The organism is Blautia sp. AF19-13LB (assembly GCF_003479105.1).
In the GTDB taxonomy this organism is placed as follows: Bacteria; Bacillota; Clostridia; order Lachnospirales; family Lachnospiraceae; genus Fusicatenibacter; species Fusicatenibacter saccharivorans.
Map to the genome: position 1 here is coordinate 217,808 of NZ_QUGO01000003.1, position 17,814 is coordinate 235,621.

A 17,814-nucleotide genomic window follows, 5' to 3' on the forward strand; every position below is an offset into this window, starting at 1 on the left:
CCCCACTACCGACATCATAATACGCTTTTCCCAAAGTGTCTAACTGGAGATTGCCTAAACCGGAACGCCGGAACTATCCGGCTATGCGTAATGCCGCAAGGCGATAAATTTCAAGGGGTAAAAACCCAATAAACACAGACCGCACGATACTTATGACAGCCAGCCGCAGTAAGCGGAAAAGGACGAAAACCCACTACCGACATCACAATACGCTTATCCCAAAGTGTCTAACTGGAGATTGCCTAAACCGGAACGCTGGAACTATCCGGCTATGCGTAATGCCGCAAGGCGATAAATTTCAAGGGGTAAAAACCCAAGAAAGATGACGCTGAATATCCGGCATGGCAACGGAGCCTCCGTAGTAGTCCGAGGGCGGGAAAGCCGTCTACATGGCGAAGGGAGGCAGGATGTCAACCAATTCATAAAAAGGAAAGGTGCGTGAGGCATTATGAGAAGTCCTGAAAATGTGTTGGAAAGCCTAAAATCCAAGGCGTGTAACAAGAGTTACAAGTACGAGCGGTTATACCGCAACCTGTACAATCCACAATTCTATCTGCTGGCATATCAGCGGGTACAGGCGAAACCAGGCAACATGACAGCCGGAACAGACGGCAAAACCATTGACGGAATGGGAATGGCAAGGATAAACACCCTCATTGAAAAGATGCGGGATTTTAGTTATCAGCCTAACCCGGCAAGGAGAACGTATATCCCGAAATCTAATGGGAAAATGCGTCCACTGGGGATACCGTCATTCGACGATAAACTGATACAGGAGGTGGTGCGGCTCATCTTAGAGAGCATTTATGAGCCAACCTTTAGCGACTATTCCCACGGTTTCCGTATAAATAGGAGCTGTCATACGGCACTCAAATATGTGCAGAAATATTTTACGGGGACAAAGTGGTTCGTTGAGGGGGATATAAAGGGCTGCTTTGACAACGTAGACCATCATGTGCTGATTGCTATTTTGCGAAAGCGGATTGCAGATGAATATTTCATCGGTCTGCTCTGGAAGTTCTTGAAAGCTGGATATATGGAGGATTGGAATTACCACAATACTTATTCCGGCACTCCGCAAGGCTCCATTATCAGCCCTATCCTGGCAAACATCTACATGAACGAACTGGACAGTTATATGGCAGAGTATGCAGAGAAATTCAACTGCGGAAACCGCCGTAAAATCAATCCTGCGTTCAAGAAGAAATTGGATGTCTGCCGAGGAAAAGAACAAAGGCTTAAAAGAAATATCTCTAAAATGAGCGTGGAAGAAAAAGAGGGCTTAATTGCAGAAATCCGGGAACTTCGGCGTAGTCTGAAATCTATACCGTATAGCGACCAGATGGACGATAGCTATAAACGGCTTTGCTATATCCGATACGCCGATGATTTCTTAATCGGAGTTATCGGCAGCAAAGAGGACGCAGAACAGATTAAACAAGATGTAGGCTACTTTATCCGGGACAAACTCCATCTGGAAATGTCCGAGGAAAAGACATTGATTACTCATGGACACGACGCTGCGAAGTTCTTGGGATATGAGGTCACAATCGCCAAAGGCGAACACAACAAAAAGACCAAAACCGGGGCTACCAGACGGGTAAACAATGGAAAAGTCTTACTTTATGTTCCCCATGATAAGTGGGTAAAACGACTGTTCTCCTACAATGCCCTCAAGATTAAATACGACAAACAAAATGGAAACAAAGAGGTTTGGGAGCCTGTTCGGCGCACTCGCCTGTTGCACTTGGACGATTTGGAAATCCTAAACCAATACAACGCAGAAATCCGTGGATTGTATAACTACTACCGACTTGCAAACAACGTGTCTGTACTCAATAACTTCTACTATGTAATGAGATACAGTATGCTCAAAACCTTTGCTGGAAAATATCGGACACGAATCAGCAGAATTATCCGCAAGTACCGTCAAGGAAAAGATTTTGTTGTGGAATATCCGAAGAAAAACGGCAAGGTCGGAAAGGTATTGTTTTACAATAATGGGTTCCGCCGGGACACTAAAGTAGAAAGCGGAAATCCTGATATAGTAGCAAGAATTTTTGAGAATTATGGGCGTAATAGCCTTATAAAAAGACTGCAAGCAAACAGGTGTGAGTGGTGTGGCGCAGAGAATGTGCCGCTTGAAATACACCATATACGAAAACTCAAAGATTTAAGTGGCAGAAAACAATGGGAAATCGCCATGATTGGGCGTAAGCGCAAGACAATGGCACTCTGCATTGACTGTCACGATAAGTTACACGCAGGAAAGTTAGACTGACATCTGGAGAGCCGGATACATCGAGAGGTGTAAGTCCGGTTCGGAGGGGAGTTCTCGGAAACCTGCCATAGTGATATGGTAAGGCGCCGGGTTCTTACCCTACTGCTGACCAGTCTGGCCCCCATCCCCGTTGCTACGCTTTCCAACCGGGAGCTTGGCGGCACCGGGCAGAACTACATCAAGTCCCTGTTTGCCGTGGGCTTTCAAGGGCTGCTGATCCTTGTATGTGTTGCAATTTACGCAGTGCTCATTCAAGGCATCGCAACAGGCGGCGATCCCATTGGGGCGATTTGGGGAACTGTGGGCTACACGGTTCTGCTTTGCTTCATGCTCTTTAAGACCGGGAGCATTGCCCAGCGTATCTTTGGCGCTCATTAACAGGAGGTGGTGCTTATGCCGAGAAGATACGGGGCAGACGGAACGCGCTTATGGAATGGAAAAACGCCGGAGGAGTTTACTGAGGCAGACGCTTACCGCTTTATGGCGGAAACAGAGGCCGTCCTGCAAAGAAAAGAGTTGATGGACGACCCCGCCCAGCCTGCTCCGGCAAGCGGAAAGGAGGAATTTTATCTGAGTAAGAAAGACGATGTGTTGCTGACCCCGGAGCAGATTGCTGCGGAGGAACGGCGCTGGCTGTTTGATGCTCCCATCGCGGAGCTTGCAGAAGTCAAGGGCGTTAGCATTGATGAGGCAGTAAAAATGCGGACAGATGCTGTCTTGCAGGAGGCGGTTGTTCCGATCACGGTATCTGTCCGCCCGATTGAGCCGCAGGGAAAACTGATCGGCTTCGCCAGCGTCAATTTTGGCGGTGTGGTCATCGACGATTTTAAGGTTGTGGACGGGAAAAACGGGATTTTCCTCGGCGCTCCCTCTAAACCCGATCTTGCCAGCCGGACGGGATACCGGGCTACGGTTCGGATTCCTGACCGCGCCACACAGGAGCGGATCAATGCGGCTGGTGTGGAGGCGTATCATGCGGCGGTGGAACAGCTTGTTGCACGGGCCCAGGCGGTACGGCCTGCCCCGATCAAGGAGCAGATGGCCGAGGCCGCGAAACAAGCTGGAAAAGAAAATGCCGCCCGGCCTGCACCTGCCAAAGCAAAGGAGGCCCGCAATGACCGATAGCCGCACTTTGGGACAAAGTGTCCCGAAGGAGGGCTTGTTTCTCATGGACGGCATCGAGGGCCTGCGTTCTTTGCCAAAACATAGCGTGGATATGCTGCTGACTGATCCGCCCTACGGCACAACCCGGAATTATTGGGATGTGCCCCTGCCGCTCCCGGAGCTGTGGGAGGCGGTGAAATGGGCGGTCAAGCCGAATGGCGCAGTGCTGTTTTTCGCACAGTGCCCCTTTGACAAGGTGCTGGGCGCATCCAACCTCGCCATGCTCCGCTATGAGTGGATTTGGTACAAGGAGCGCGGAACGGGCTTTCTCAATGCAAACCGGGCTCCACTGAAAAAGTCCGAGAATATCTTGGTGTTTTACCAGAAGTCCCCGGTCTACAATCCGCAGTTTACTTATGGCAAGCCTTATGCCCGCGTACATTCCAGAAGCGGTACAAGCTCCAACTATGGAAAATTTGAACGGCAGGGATCGGAGTCCAACGATGGCCGCCGCTATCCCGGAAATGTACTATTTGTGCCTACGGTGTCCGGCGGCATCCACCCCACGCAGAAGCCCGTGGAGCTCTCTGCGAGTATCTGATCCGCACCTATACCCATCCCGGAGAACTGGTCGCGGACATTTGCGTTGGCTCCGGCACAACCGCGATTGCAGCCATCAACACAGAACGCCGCTTTGTATGCTTTGAAACGGCCCCGTCCTTTTATGCCGCCGCCAGTGAGCGCATCCGTGCGGCGCAGGCAGTAAAAAGCTCCGGCGAGAAAGGAGTGTAATTATCCAGCAGTATTCTATCATTTACGCCGATCCCCCTTGGCGCTACTCGGCTAAGAAAGTGCAGGGCGCGGCGGAAAATCATTATCCCACTATGAGCATTGAGGATTTATGTGCGTTGCCTGTGGCTGATCTTGCAGCCCCGGACAGCGCACTCTTTTTATGGGCTACTTTCCCGCAGCTCCCGGAGGCGCTCCGGCTGATCGAGGCTTGGGGCTTCACCTACAAAAGCGTTGCTTTCGTCTGGCTGAAAAAGAACAAGAAGGCGGATAGCTGGTTTTACGGCCTTGGCTTCTGGACAAGGGGCAATGCAGAAATCTGCCTGCTGGCAACCAAGGGACATCCAAAGCGGCAGGCTGCCAACATTCATCAATTCATCATTTCCCCGATTGAAGCCCATAGCAAAAAGCCGGACGAGGCCCGCGCCAAAATCATTTCCCTGATGGGCGATCTGCCCCGCGTGGAGCTCTTTGCCAGGCAGACCCCGCCCGGCTGGGCTGTATGGGGAAATGAAGTAACACCAACCATCCCGGACTTTGGGACACATTGTCCCGAAGTACAGAAAGGAGTGTGATCTATGCCCTATGTAAACGTACCAAACGATTTATCCAAAATCAAAACAAAGATGGCTTTCAACCTCACCAAACGCCAGCTTGTCTGCTTCGGCAGCGCGGGCGCAGTGGGGATTCCGGCCTATCTGCTAACCCGTGGCACCCTCGGCAATACCGGGGCGATGTTTCTCATGCTGGGAATTATGCTCCCGGCGTTCCTGCTGGCCATGTATGAAAAGGACGGCTTACCCTTTGAAAAGGTGGTGCGGAATATCATCCGGGCCAAGTTTCAAAGGCCGGGGATCAGGGCCTACCGAATCGAAAACATTTATGCGCCCTTTGTCGGGCCGGGCGCTGGAAAGGAGGATGTGATTGAAAAACGCAAAGAAGAAAAACGGAGCCGCCGCCAAGGGTAAAGGCCGGGCGCCCCTGTCTGCCCAGCAGACAATCCCGTATCTGTCCATGCACCCGGACGGTGTGTGCAAGCTCCCGGGCGGGCTCTATACAAAAACCGTGGAATATGAGGACATCAATTACTCCGTGGCCTCCACCGAGGATCAGACTGCCATATTCAGCGGATGGAGCTCATTCCTCAACTACTTTGACAGCTCGCTGCCGTTCCAGCTTTCCTTTATCAACCGCCGTTCCCATTCCCGCAGCCGCTATCAAGTCAATATCCCGAAAGCGGATGACAACTATAACAGCGTCCGGGATGAGTTTACCGGGATGCTGAAAAATCAGATTGCCAAAAGCAATAACGGCATTGAACGCTCAAAATACATCACCTTTGGCATACCCGCCGAGGGGATTGCGGAGGCACGGCCCCGTCTGGAGCGTGTGGAGGCCGATGTCATGGGAAACTTTAAGCGACTGGGCGTTCCCTCGGAGCCGATGGACGGACAGGCCCGCCTTGCGCTGCTTCATAGCCAGATGCACCCGGGGAGCCGTGAGGCGTTCCGCTTTTCGTGGAAAGACATCCCGCAGACCGGGCTCGGCACAAAAGACTTTATTGCCCCGGACAGTCTCGACTTCCGCCAGTCCCGCACATTCCGCATCGGCCAGTATTGGGGCGCGGTGTCCTACTTACAGATTATGGCATCGGAGCTTTCGGATAAGCTGCTGGCGGAAATCTTGGAGCTGGATGCGGAAATGACTGTGACCATGCACATTCAGACCGTGGATCAGCTCAAGGCAATTAAGACCATCAAGGGGAAAATCTCGGACATCGGAAAAATGAAAGTAGAGGAACAGAGAAAGGCTGTGCGCTCCGGCTATGACCCGGATATTCTTCCCCCTGACCTGATCACATTCAGCAAGGACGCAGCGGAGCTTTTGGCTGATTTGCAATCCCGCAATGAGCGAATGTTTCTGCTGACCTTTACGGTGGTAAACCTTGCCCCTACTCGCCAGCGGCTGGAAAACGATGTGTTTACCGTGGGCGGCATCGCGCAGAAATACAACTGCGCTCTGCGCCGTCTGGACTGGCAACAGGAACAGGGCTTTGTTTCCTCGTTGGCCCTTGGTTACAACGAGGTAGAAATCCAGCGCGGTATGACCACCAGCTCCACAGCCATCTTTATTCCTTTTATGACAAGGGAGCTCCGCATGGCTGGGCAGGCCCTCTACTATGGCATGAACGCACTTTCCCACAATGTCATCATGGCTGACCGCAAAAAGCTGAAGTCGGCAAACGGGATGTATTTGGGTTCTACGGGCTCCGGCAAGAGCTTTGCCGCAAAGCGCGAGCTTTTGAATGTGTTTCTCACCATCCCGCAGGATCGGATCATTGTGGTTGACCCGATGGGCGAATATGCGCCGCTGGTGCGAAGGCTGGGCGGCCAGGTGATTGAGATTGCCCCGGACAGTCCGCACCACCTCAATCCGATGGATGTAGAGCTCAATATGGCTGCCGGAGAAAGCCCACTTTCCATGAAGGCGGATTTTCTTTTGTCCCTGTGCGAGCTGGTGGTCGGCGGCAAGGAAGGCTTGCAGCCCATTGAAAAGACGGTCATTGACCGCTGTGTGCGTTTGGTGTACCGGGAGCAGGCGCTCGGATTGGAAACCGCAAAAACACCGCTGTTGCAGGATTTGTATGAGGAGCTTTTACGCCAGCCGGAGCCCGAGGCCCGGCGCGTGGCAACTGCCTTAGAGCTTTATTGCACAGGCTCCCTCAATCTCTTTAACCATCCTACCAACGTCAAGACGGACAGCCATGTGGTGTGCATCGTTCTGAAAAACATGGGCGAAAACCTTAGAAAGATTGCAATGCACATCACAAATGAGTTTGTTTCGCAGGCGGTGGATCAGAACTTCCACGAGGGTGCGGCGACTTGGTGCTACTTTGACGAGTTTCATATTCTGCTCCGCGATCCACTGACGGCCAGCTACTTTGTAGCGGTCTGGAAAATGCTGCGTAAAAAAGGATGTGTGCCGTCTGCTTTGACGCAGAACGTCAAAGACCTTTTGGCAAGCCGGGAAATCGAGAACATTCTGGATAACACGGATTTTATGATCCTGCTTTCGCAGGCGCAGAGTGACCGTACCATTCTGGCAAAACAGCTCGGTATTTCCGAGCACCAGCTTTCCTATATCACACACAGCAATTCCGGCGAGGGTCTGTTGTTCTATGGAAATGTGACCATCCCGTTTGTGGATCGGTTCCCTCGCGGAGAAATCTATGACCTGCTGACTACCCGCCCGGAGGATATGAAGAATGAAACGAAAAACGAATAAGGCCAAGGAGGAGGCTTGGTCGCAGACCGCCCACGCCCCTGACGGGGAGCAGCCCGGGCCAGAGGCTTCTGACACTTCGGGACAAAGTGTCCCGAAGTCCAAGTTCCGCAAAAAGAGCCAGCAGGAACAGGCTGCGGCGGCAAAGCTCCGTATGGAGTCCCAAGGCGAAAAGCTGGAACAGGCCCGGGAGAAGCTGGCAAAACAAAAGCCGCCGAAAAAGCCCGGCCCGGTAAAACGCATAGGCCGTGTTGCCAGCGGTTCCGTTCACAGCTTCGTGCATGGCAAGATTTTTGAAGTGGAACAGGAAAATGTCGGCACAGAAGGCGCACACCGTTCTGAGCTTGTGGGAGAAACCGCGCTGCGGCACGGCTCCCGCTTTGTGCGCCGTAAAGTCCGGGAACATCCGGCAAAAGTGGTACGCAAGACCGAGGCCCGCTATACCAAATACACGGCGGACTACCATTTTCACACCGCCGCACAGGAGCACCCGGAGCTGACGAAAAATGCCCTTACCCGCTACTGGCAAAAGCAACGGCTTCGCAAGCAATACCGCAAGCAGGCAAAGGAGGCTGCAAAGCAGGGCGCGGCTGCGGCTGGGAAAACTGCCACAGCCACAGAACGCCTGACTGCCCGGGCAGTGGAATTTGTCAAAAGTCATCCCGCAGGTGCCGTGATTGCGGTGCTCTGTGTGTTACTCCTGTTTGCTATGCAGTCCTGTTCCTCTACCATGCTTATGCTGGGGAACGCCGGGGCCGGTGCATTAGGAGCCAGCACCTATCCTTGCGAGGATCGTGATATGCTGGCCGCCGAAGCCGCCTATTGTGCGTTGGAAGATGATTTACAGCATTATCTGGACACCTATGAAAGCACCCATGACTATGACGAATACCACTTCGATCTGGACGAAATCGAACATGATCCCTATGTGCTGCTTTCTCTTTTGTGTGCGCACCATGAGGGACAATGGACAGTAGGCGAGGTACAGGGAACGCTGCAAATGCTCTTTGACCGCCAGTACATTTTGACCGAGGATGTGGTGGTGGAAACCCGGTATCGTACGGAAACCGACACATGGACGGACGAGGACGGCAACTCCCATACGGACACCTATCAGGTGCCTTACGACTATTACATCTGTACGGTCACGCTGGAGAACTTTGATTTATCCCATGTGCCCGTATATGTCATGAGCGAGGAGCAGCTTTCACGGTATGCCATCTATATGGCAACGCTGGGAAACCGCCCCGATCTGTTCCCAGATTCTCCCTATGTGAACAAGTACATTACCGGGAAACCCGGTGATTACGAAGTGCCCGGAGAATATCTGGACGATGAAACCTTTGCCGCGATGCTTGCCGAAGCGCAGAAATACATCGGCTATCCCTATGTGTGGGGCGGCAGTTCTCCCGCCACTTCCTTTGATTGCTCGGGGTACGTTTCGTGGGTTATCAATCACTCCGGCTGGAATGTGGGCAGGCTGGGAGCCCAGGGGCTCTATAACATCTGTACGCCGACCAGTTCTCCCAAACCCGGTGATCTGGTGTTCTTCAAAGGCACCTATGACACGCCGGGCGTGAGCCATTGCGGGATTTATGTCGGTGATGGAAAAATGCTGCATTGCGGAGATCCCATCGGCTACGCAAACTTGAATACAAGCTACTGGCAATCTCATTTTTACGCCTACGGGCGTTTACCGTGACAGGAGGTTTTGAAATGGCAACTACCAAAAGCATGAAAATTCAGGCCGAGATTGATAAGGTCAAGGCCAAAATCAGTGAACAGCAGGCCAGGCTCAAGGAACTGGAACAGAAAAAGCTGGAGGCAGAAAACAGCGAGATCGTGGACATTGTGCGCGGCATGAGCATTTCCCTTACGGAGCTCCCGCTGCTGTTTGAGAAGCTGAAGGACGGCGGTACTTTGGGACAAAGTGTCCCGAAGTCCGAAGAAAAAAAGAAGGAGGAAAACTGAATATGAAACATTTTCGTATGTTGGCGGCGGGGCTTTGCTCCGCCGTTCTTTTATGCGGCTTTGCGATCCCAGCCTACGCCTATTCGGACGGCGGGAATGAGGAACCGCCTGTTGTGGAAGAAACTCCGGCCCCGGAGCCAGCGCCTACCATTACCCCGGGCGAGGGCTTTTCGGAGGATGGAAACCTTGTGACCCGCGATCTGCTCTACGATGCCGCAACCAACAAACAGTTCATCACGGTGGAAACCAGCGGCGGCAACACCTTTTACATTGTCATTGACTATGACAAGCCTGTGGACGAGGACGGCGAACAGTATCACACCTACTTTTTGAACATGGTGGATGAAGCCGATCTGCTGGCGGCACTGGAGGCCGCTGGCGGAGAACTTCCGGCCTGCTCCTGCACAGAAAAATGTGCGCCCGGAGCCATCCATACGGATTGCGAGGTCTGCGCGGTCAACATGACCGAGTGTGCTGGCACAGCTCCCGAATCCGCTCCGGTGACGGAACCTGCGGAGGAGCCGGAACCCGAGCCCCAGCAGAAAAGTAATACCGGGACGCTTCTGCTGATTTTGGCAGTGGCTGTTCTGGGCGGCGGTGCAGGCTGGTACTTCAAAATCTACCGCCCGAAGCATGAAAAAGCTGCTGTACCCGAAGAGGATTACAGTGAGGAACTGGCTGATTATGACGATCCCGAGGACGATGGGCCGCCTTGGGACGAGGACGATACCGAAAGCGAGGATAATGAATGAGATTTACAAATAACCCCTATGAGGGATTTATGAAAGAAAAAAGCTACTTTAAGGGTGTGCCGCCAAGCCTGCCGCCGAAGGGCTCCCGTTGTGACGGCTGCCCTTACTGGCGCGGGATCGGCTGCGTGTTCTGCTACCGGGAGCAGCTCAAACCACCGGGCAACGGGAGGTGATACTGTGGGCCGAGAACTGACCCGGACAGAAAAAGCGGCAATCCGCAGGCTGGTGTCAAAATGGTGTGCCAACTATGACCGGGACTGCGGCTGCCTGCCGCTGGATTGCGAGTGCTATATGTTTGGGAAATGCTGGACAGGGGCTTATTGCCGCTACTTCCGCGAGGCAGTTCTGCCCCTTGATCCGGCGCTGGAGGCTGCGTTGCTGACAGAGGGGCCAAGGCCGGATTTCAAGGCTTGCCCGGTATGCGGCAGAGCCGTGGCTCCTGATGGACGGCAAACCTATTGTTCGGCGGCCTGTGCAAAGGCGGCACACCGCAGACAGCAGCGGGAATATATGCGGAAAAAACGGAGCTGATGTGTTGACAATTAGACCATCACAAATCCGCTTGTAGCAAGGCTTTTTAAGGCCCTTTTCTGCGGAAGGCGTATGTTTCTACGTCCGCCCCTGTTTCCGTGAGATGCTGTCAACATTTTAGCTGCCGGGGCTTTGGGACAATTTGTCCCAAAGTTCCGGCTTTTGTGGAAGGAGGTACTATGCCGAAATATTATCCGATCAATGAAGAAGCCGCAAAGCGGGCAAAAGATATGAACAGCTTTTCTGACTATCAGCCGGGCTCCGCTACGGCGGGCTACCGGGCAATGGTCGATGAAGCGTATGCAGCGGCGGAACGCCAGAAAGCCCGTGTCGATCCAATGTACCATGATAAGATTGACGCGCTGGTGGATCGCTATGCCCGGAAACTTGCGGAAAATCTGAATGAACGCAATGTGATTGATGCCCGGGTGCCCTCTATTCTGATCTCCGGGGGCGGCAATTTCCCTGTGACAAAAAAGCACAAGCAGAACGCCGCCCGGGATCGCAACTATGGAGAGTATGCGGAGATTTCAAAGCTGCTTGATAAAATCCGCTCTGTTGGAATGGGTGGGATCAGCGCGGATGACGATCTGGCCGTGGAAAAGCTGACAAAAAAGCTGGAGGGGCTGGAGTCCCTGCAGGCCACCATGAAGGCAGTCAATGCGTATTTTCGGAAACACAAAACGCTGGACGGCTGCCCGGAGCTTACGCCGGAGCAGGCCGAAAAGCTCAAAGCAGATATGGCGCAGTCATGGCACTTGGACAAAAGCAAGCCATACCCCGCCTATCTGCTTTCCAACAACAACGCCAACATCCGCCGTGTGCGCCAGCGCATTGAGGAACTGAGCAGCCGCTCCGAGTTTGCTGGCTGGACATTCCCCGGAGGCGAGGCAAAAATCAACGAGGCTGAAAATCGTTTGCAGCTTATTTTTGAGGAAAAGCCCGATGCCAATCAGCGGCAGGAACTGAATAGCAACGGCTTTAAGTGGGCTCCCAGCCAAGGGGCATGGCAGCGGCAGCTTAACCAGAACGCCATCCGTGCTGCGGCCCGGATAGACTTTCTGCGGCCCGAGGACAGTACAAGCCCCTATCAGCTCCAGCCGTTTGTGAAAAGAGAAAACAAAGAAATGTCTCGATGATGGGAGGTGTACTATGGACAAAAATCAAGGCTACGCCATTTTGAAGGCGGTCATGCTGGAAAATGGACGAGGATTTGTATTGGGCGAACATCCCACCGCGCCATCCCGCTATGTCACATGGGCCTGCTATGATGACAAGGACGGCCAGCGGCAGTATGAATGGGGTCACTATGGAAATGACCGCACCGCGATGGAACAGGATTTCACAGACCGGGTGCAGGACTATCAGCGTATTTATAACGTCGGGATCAGGCAGACCGAGGCTCCCGGCCTTTACAAGTATTATTCGACCCAGCGGCCTGTGGACATCGGGACATTCCCGAAGCCGCCTTATAACAAGCCGGATGAAATCTTCAATTACGATCAGCGCATCCCGGTGGAAAATGGCTCGTTCTTGGCTTGGGGCTATCTTACCTATACCCGCCCGCTAACGGAAAAACAGGCATCCGACTATGAGCTGCGTCCTGCGCCTGATAATCCCGACAGGCCCCGTCCGATTGCCGAGCAGATGAAAAATGCGGCAAAGTTGGCGGAGGCAGATCGCGGCCCGGAGGCACTGGTTCCCCAGCGCAGGCAGCCTGACCGTGGCGATAGATAAGGAGGAGCGTGTATGGAAAAGAAACGTGAACAGGAATTGTCTGTACTGGAGGTGCTGCGCCTGCACCGTGAATTTCATTTGCCGCACCCTGTTCCGGCAGACGAACAGGAAAAGCCGCTGGATAAGGTAAAGGAGCCGCCCCGCGCCTGCCGCAGCCGGGAGCGTGAGGAGCGATGACAAAAAAGCGCCGCCGTCCGATCCATCTTCATGTGATGGTGTCGGAGGCGGAGCAGGCCCTGATTCAAGAACGTATGGCGGAGGCTGGCATCCGTAATATGGGAGCCTATATGCGGAAAATGGCCCTGAGTGGGTATGTGCTTCATGTTGACCTTTCGCCTGTTCGTGAGCTGGTTTCGCTCCAGCGGCGCTGCTCCAACAATCTGAACCAAGTGGCAATTCAGGCCAACACCTACGGCGCAATTTATCCCGAAGAACTCGCAGCCTTACAGCGGGACTATGCTGCTTTGTGGGGGCCGCTGTCTGATCTTTTGAAACAGCTCTCCGCGCTGGTAGAGCTCTGACCCGTCCGGGGAGTGGTTGATACCGCTCCCCGGCTTTTTCTACTTCGGGACAAAGTGTCCCAAAGTAAAAATACTGTTTGCCGGAAGGAGGAATTTTTACGGCGACCACCTACATCCGCCCTTATAAAACAGCGGCGGGAAAAAGTGCAATTCAAACGATGGAGGATCGTTTCACCTATGGCCTAAACCCGGAAAAGCTGGGAGCCGTATCTTCCTATCTCTGCGATCCGAACACGGCTCCCGCCGAGTTTCTTCTGGTAAAAAGTCAATACCTTGCAGAGACAGGCCGGGCCGTGTCTCGCGGGGCCCTGTTCTTTCAGATCCGGCAGGCGTTCCTGCCCGGGGAGGTTACGGCGGAAGAAGCAAACCGTATCGGCTATGAAACGGCGATGCGCTGGACAAAGGGAAAGTATCAGTTCTTCGTCTGTACGCATACCGACAAGGCCCATATCCACAATCACATTTATTTCAATGCGACGGCCTTTGACCGCTCCCGGAAATTTCATAATTTCATTGGTTCGTCCTTTGCCCTGCGGCGGCTCTCTGACCGCGTGTGCATCGAACATGAATTGTCTGTTATCCAAAATCCGTGCCAGCACAGCAAGGGTCGTTTTCTCCACTATGGACAGTGGATCGGAGAAAAGCCACCCTCTGCCAAGCAGCGGGTGCGGCTGGCTGTTCTCGCCGCTTTGGAGAAAAAGCCCACGGACTTTGCCGACTTTCTCCGTCTCATGGAGGAGTCCGGCTTTGCGGTGAAACATGGGCGGGGCGGTGTCATCTCATTCCTTGCACCCGGGCAGGAAAAACCGACCCGGCTCCGGGCTTCTACACTTGGAGTTGGATTTGACCCGGAGGACATCAAGGCGGTAATTGCCGGGGAACGTCCACTCCCCAAACTGCCCGAGGAGCCCACGGTTCCGCCACGGCGAGTTAATCTCATCATCGACATTCAAGAGCGTATGGCCCAAGGCAAGGGCCCGGCCTATGAACGATGGGCCAAGGTCTACAACCTAAAACAAATGGCCGCCGCGCTCCAGTATTTGCAGGAGCATCATCTGACAGACTATGCGGCACTGACGGCCAGCACCGAGGCTGCGGTGGATCACTTTCACAAGCTGTCTGACGAGCTCCGCACAACGGAGGAGGCTCTTTCCAAAACCTCGGAGCTGATGGCTGCCACGGTGGACTATGCCAAGACTCGCCCGGTGTTTGATGGATACAAAGCTGCGCGGTACAGCAAAAAGTATCTGGCCCAGCACGAAGCGGAGCTTGCCACTTACCGGGCGGCAAAGGATACTATGAACACCATACTGAACGGCGCAAAGCTCCCTAAGATTGAAGCACTAAAAAAATCCCGCCGTGAGCTGGCGGGACAAAAGAAAGCGCTTTATGCAGAATACCGGGAGGCCCAGCGGCAAATGCGGGAGGCCGTGGCAATAAAAGCGAACATTGATCATCTGCTCGGCATAACAGACGAGCGTGAAAATAAGGCCCAGGAACGATAGTGACGGGCCGCAGACTACGGTGCAGCGCACCGGGACTTTGGGACAATTTGTCCCGAAGTACAGCGGGTTTGGGGAGCTCCCCAACAAGCATTTTTGCGGGCCCTGCGCCCTGCAAAAATTTCGGAGTGTGGCCACACCCGAATTGCTTGCCAAAACGCGCAACCCGCAACATGGCGCAAAAAACGGAGGTTACGCTTTCTTTTACGTTTCCTCCGTTTCTTTCGATGCTTTCATCGCTTGGATTGTAGCTTCAACGATTTTCAATTCTCTTTCGTCCAAGGCGTTCAACATGGCATCAATCCGCTTCCTGCACTCGCTCCCGCTATTCTGGGACGGGTAAAAGTATTGATCCACCGATATATCAAACATTGTAACCATCTGATAAAAGGTGTTGAAGCTTGGATGCTGACCATCATTTTCATTATACATAATGGTACGCGGAGCGCGGTCAACAATATAGGCCAGTTGCTCCTGTGTCATGCCGCTGGCTTCTCTTGCACGCTTGATGGCGAGCCCTATATCGTGAAAATCAAAGCGTCTTTCATCTCGTTCTATCTTCATAACATCACCTGATATGATTTTACATTTCATGTGATATTATTTGAACGACTGTGTATTTCATACTACTGACTATTTAATTTCACATACGCAAAATTGATGATCGCGGAAATGTGAGGTACAATATACCTATAACTTTGGGACAATTTGTCCCGAAGATCAGAGGTTGGTATCTAAAATAAAATCAGAAATATTGTGAGGTTTCTGTGACATTTGGGTGCTATACTGAAAATGAAGGAGTGTGATACCATGCGAATTTTAGTAGTCGAGGATGATCGGCTTTTGAATAATACTTTATGCTATAACTTGAATACTGCGGGCTATACGGTTGATTCTGCACTGACAAAATCAGTGGCCAGTAGTTTCTTGACAAAGCAGGACTATGACCTGATTGTGCTGGATGTAAATTTGCCGGACGGAAACGGTTTTGACTTCTGCCGGGAAATAAAAGAGCGTCGCCCTGATACCGTTATTATTTTTCTGACCGCAAATGATATGGAAAGCGATATGCTCAAAGGGTATGAACTGGGCGCAGAGGATTATGTGACAAAACCTTTCCCTATGAGCGTCTTTCAAAAGAAATTAGCGGTAGTGCTGGGTAGGCTGACAAAACAATATGGTGGTGATACTTATGAGGATGGCACACTGACCATCAATTTTTCAGAAATGAGTGCTACTCTATCAGGAAAGCCACTTACATTCACCCCACTGGAATATCGACTTTTGAAAATCCTGATGAAAAATCCGCAGATTGTTTTGACCCGGCAAGTCTTGTTGGAAAAGCTGTGGGACGCAGACGGAAATTTTGTGGATGAACACGCTCTGACTGCGGCGATCAGCCGGGTACGAAACAAAATCGAAACACCTGACCGTCAGTATATCAAAACGGTATATGGTATGGGCTATATGTGGATCGGAGGAGTGCTGAAATGAATGTGCGAAAACTTTCCGTCAACAAAGCCTGTATCTTTTTTGCTGTTCTCCTGCTGGTGGCAATGGGGACGGTTTCAGCAGCTTTGTATGGGCTGACCCAAAATATAACCGCTGTCTGGTATGTATTATTGTTCGGCATTTTTGTGCTGGTTTGCGCTGTTTGTTTTATGGTGCTGGTTCGCCGCAAACTGGCAATGTTCTCCGATGCTTTTTGCAGTTTAATGGATGATATGTTATCCGGGAATATGCAGCCGAAACAGACTGTGGAAGAAGAAAGTCTTTTCTATAAAATTGAATATCGGCTGAACCGTTTATATGAAGTCATGCAGGAAAACAAGAACGGCATTGCACAAGAACGGGCTGACCTGCAAGAACTGATTTCCGACATCTCCCATCAGGTCAAGACCCCGATTGCGAACTTGAAAATGATTAACAGCACTCTGCTTGAAAATGAAGTCCCTGTGCAAAAACAAAAAGAGTTTCTAACGGCACAGGCCAGCCAGCTTGATAAACTGGATTTTCTCATGCAGGCTATGATTAAAACCTCTCGTTTGGAAACAGGTGTTATTTCTCTGGAAAAGAAAAGCCAGCCGCTTTATGACACGCTTGCCGCCGCATTGGGAGGTATTCTTCTGAACGCCGAGAAAAAACAGATCAATGTTCAAGTGGACTGCCCGGAGAACTTGGTCGTTTCCCATGACAGAAAATGGACAAGCGAAGCACTGTTCAATATTTTGGACAATGCAGTGAAATATACGCCGGAGGGCGGTCAAATCCGTGTTTCGGTTGAAAGTTGGGAAATGTATGTGAAAATCGACATTGCAGATACAGGCATTGGCATTTCAGAACAGCATCAGGGAGCAATTTTCAAGCGTTTCTATCGAGAGGACATCGTACATGATGTAGATGGAATTGGTATTGGTCTATATCTGGCTCGTGAGATCGTAACCTTGCAAGGCGGTTATATCCGGGTAACATCCGAGGTTGGGAGGGGTTCAACTTTTTCCGTCTTTCTGCCTCGACAATAAAATAAGTACGCTAAAAAACAAAATGTCACAGGCCTATGACATTTGAGCTTTAATTAAACAGAGGTATTTTGTTTCCCGTGACATTTCTGTGAGGTTTACCTTTTATGATAGAGCCATCAAAAAGAAAGGGTGGTGTTCTATATGAACATATTACAAACGACAGATTTGAAGAAATATTACGGCACCGAACCGAACATTACAAAAGCATTGGATGGCGTGACCCTATCCATTGAGGAAGGTGAATTTGTTGCCATTGTTGGTACTTCCGGCAGCGGTAAGTCTACTTTGCTGAACATGATGGGCGGGTTAGATACGCCAACTTCCGGCAGTATTAAAGTAAAAGGGAAAGAATTATCGAAACTCAAGGATGAACAGCTTACCATCTTCCGCAGACGTAACATCGGGTTTATCTTTCAGAATTACAATCTTGTTCCTGTGCTGAATGTCTATGAAAATATTGTCCTGCCGGTGGAGCTGGATGGTGATACCGTGGACAAGCGGTTTATGGATGAAGTCGTGAAAATGTTGGCTCTCGATGGGAAGCTGAACAGTATGCCTAACAATCTGTCCGGCGGCCAGCAGCAGCGTGTAGCGATTGCCCGCGCCCTTGTTTCCAAACCAGCTATTATACTTGCAGATGAACCGACAGGCAATTTGGATAGCCGGACAAGTAGTGATGTTCTTGGTTTGCTGAAAGTTACAAGTCAGAAGTTCCATCAAACGCTTGTAATGATTACCCATAACAATGAAATTGCCCAGCTTGCCGACCGAATTATCCGTATTGAGGACGGAAAAATCGCACAGTGACAGGGGGTGACATTG

At 51.8% G+C, this 17,814-nt stretch carries 19 protein-coding genes and 2 pseudogenes; 20 read left to right on the forward strand and 1 reads right to left on the reverse strand.

Annotated features, from left to right (window positions below):
* The first annotated feature begins 448 nt into the window (after positions 1-448).
* The 17 genes and pseudogenes from DWX32_RS04740 to DWX32_RS04810 all read left to right on the forward strand — a co-directional run bounded on the left by DWX32_RS04740 (position 449) and on the right by DWX32_RS04810 (position 14,473).
* A complete protein-coding gene (locus DWX32_RS04740; RefSeq protein WP_118659344.1) occupies positions 449-2,281 on the forward strand; it encodes a group II intron reverse transcriptase in 1,833 nt (610 codons plus the stop codon).
* Between the two features lie 99 nt (positions 2,282-2,380).
* Positions 2,381-2,659 (forward strand): annotated as a pseudogene (locus DWX32_RS04745) (VirB6/TrbL-like conjugal transfer protein, CD1112 family); the annotation flags it as partial.
* 15 nt (positions 2,660-2,674) lie between these two features.
* On the forward strand, positions 2,675-3,406 hold the full coding sequence (locus tag DWX32_RS04750; RefSeq protein WP_117461321.1) for a septation protein SpoVG family protein: 732 nt from the start codon (positions 2,675-2,677) through the stop codon (positions 3,404-3,406).
* Positions 3,396-4,177: pseudogene (locus DWX32_RS04755) on the forward strand (DNA-methyltransferase). Before DWX32_RS04750 ends, DWX32_RS04755 begins: the two are co-directional and overlap by 11 nt.
* Before the next feature lie 2 nt (positions 4,178-4,179).
* On the forward strand, positions 4,180-4,749 hold the full coding sequence (locus tag DWX32_RS04760; RefSeq protein WP_257319276.1) for an MT-A70 family methyltransferase: 570 nt from the start codon (positions 4,180-4,182) through the stop codon (positions 4,747-4,749).
* 3 nt (positions 4,750-4,752) lie between these two features.
* Positions 4,753-5,142 (forward strand): PrgI family protein, encoded by a 390-nt coding sequence (locus DWX32_RS04765; protein WP_117461322.1) that lies wholly within the window; start codon positions 4,753-4,755, stop codon positions 5,140-5,142.
* Complete coding sequence (locus DWX32_RS04770; protein WP_173815472.1) at positions 5,099-7,459, forward strand: VirB4-like conjugal transfer ATPase, CD1110 family; 2,361 nt, start codon at positions 5,099-5,101, stop codon at positions 7,457-7,459. The genes DWX32_RS04765 and DWX32_RS04770 overlap by 44 nt, the downstream gene beginning before the upstream one ends.
* Positions 7,440-9,158, forward strand: coding sequence for a C40 family peptidase (locus DWX32_RS04775; RefSeq protein WP_117461323.1), 1,719 nt, complete (start codon positions 7,440-7,442; stop codon positions 9,156-9,158). The genes DWX32_RS04770 and DWX32_RS04775 overlap by 20 nt, the downstream gene beginning before the upstream one ends.
* A gap of 14 nt (positions 9,159-9,172) precedes the next feature.
* Positions 9,173-9,427: a DUF4315 family protein gene (locus tag DWX32_RS04780; RefSeq protein ID WP_117461324.1), complete on the forward strand. Its 255-nt coding sequence runs from the start codon at positions 9,173-9,175 to the stop codon at positions 9,425-9,427.
* Positions 9,428-9,429: 2 nt separating this feature from the next.
* Complete coding sequence (locus DWX32_RS04785; RefSeq protein WP_117461325.1) at positions 9,430-10,179, forward strand: DUF4366 domain-containing protein; 750 nt, start codon at positions 9,430-9,432, stop codon at positions 10,177-10,179.
* Positions 10,176-10,352 (forward strand): hypothetical protein, encoded by a 177-nt coding sequence (locus DWX32_RS19785; RefSeq protein WP_014080211.1) that lies wholly within the window; start codon positions 10,176-10,178, stop codon positions 10,350-10,352. Before DWX32_RS04785 ends, DWX32_RS19785 begins: the two co-directional genes overlap by 4 nt.
* 4 nt (positions 10,353-10,356) lie before the next feature.
* Entirely contained in the window at positions 10,357-10,710 is a 354-nt protein-coding gene (locus tag DWX32_RS04790) for a cysteine-rich VLP domain-containing protein (RefSeq protein WP_117461326.1), read from the forward strand.
* A 179-nt stretch (positions 10,711-10,889) separates the two neighbouring features.
* On the forward strand, positions 10,890-11,849 hold the full coding sequence (locus tag DWX32_RS04795; RefSeq protein ID WP_117461327.1) for a hypothetical protein: 960 nt from the start codon (positions 10,890-10,892) through the stop codon (positions 11,847-11,849).
* A gap of 13 nt (positions 11,850-11,862) precedes the next feature.
* On the forward strand, positions 11,863-12,447 hold the full coding sequence (locus DWX32_RS04800; RefSeq protein ID WP_117461328.1) for a hypothetical protein: 585 nt from the start codon (positions 11,863-11,865) through the stop codon (positions 12,445-12,447).
* A gap of 12 nt (positions 12,448-12,459) precedes the next feature.
* On the forward strand, positions 12,460-12,624 hold the full coding sequence (locus tag DWX32_RS19790) for a hypothetical protein (protein ID WP_014080207.1): 165 nt from the start codon (positions 12,460-12,462) through the stop codon (positions 12,622-12,624).
* Complete coding sequence (locus DWX32_RS04805) at positions 12,621-12,968, forward strand: plasmid mobilization protein (protein ID WP_003020363.1); 348 nt, start codon at positions 12,621-12,623, stop codon at positions 12,966-12,968. The genes DWX32_RS19790 and DWX32_RS04805 overlap by 4 nt, the downstream gene beginning before the upstream one ends.
* Before the next feature lie 158 nt (positions 12,969-13,126).
* Positions 13,127-14,473, forward strand: a complete 1,347-nt coding sequence (locus tag DWX32_RS04810; RefSeq protein ID WP_173815476.1) for a relaxase/mobilization nuclease domain-containing protein — start codon at positions 13,127-13,129, stop codon at positions 14,471-14,473.
* Positions 14,474-14,674: 201 nt separating this feature from the next.
* Here DWX32_RS04810 and DWX32_RS04815 read toward each other — a convergent pair whose 3' ends face one another.
* On the reverse strand, positions 14,675-15,034 hold the full coding sequence (locus tag DWX32_RS04815) for a helix-turn-helix domain-containing protein (protein WP_054754179.1): 360 nt from the start codon (positions 15,032-15,034) through the stop codon (positions 14,675-14,677).
* A 246-nt stretch (positions 15,035-15,280) separates the two neighbouring features.
* On the opposite strand from DWX32_RS04815, the gene DWX32_RS04820 reads away from it, so the two are divergent.
* The 3 genes from DWX32_RS04820 (at position 15,281) to DWX32_RS04830 (ending at position 17,799) form a co-directional block, all read left to right on the forward strand.
* The gene (locus tag DWX32_RS04820) at positions 15,281-15,964 is read left to right on the forward strand and encodes a response regulator transcription factor (protein ID WP_117461330.1); all 684 of its coding nucleotides are present in this window, start codon (positions 15,281-15,283) and stop codon (positions 15,962-15,964) included.
* Positions 15,961-16,992 carry a sensor histidine kinase gene (locus DWX32_RS04825; RefSeq protein ID WP_117461331.1) on the forward strand — a complete coding sequence of 344 codons (1,032 nt, stop codon included), beginning with the start codon at positions 15,961-15,963 and terminating at the stop codon, positions 16,990-16,992. Before DWX32_RS04820 ends, DWX32_RS04825 begins: the two co-directional genes overlap by 4 nt.
* Positions 16,993-17,133: 141 nt before the next feature.
* A complete protein-coding gene (locus DWX32_RS04830; protein WP_005335790.1) occupies positions 17,134-17,799 on the forward strand; it encodes an ABC transporter ATP-binding protein in 666 nt (221 codons plus the stop codon).
* The last annotated feature ends 15 nt before the right edge of the window (positions 17,800-17,814 follow it).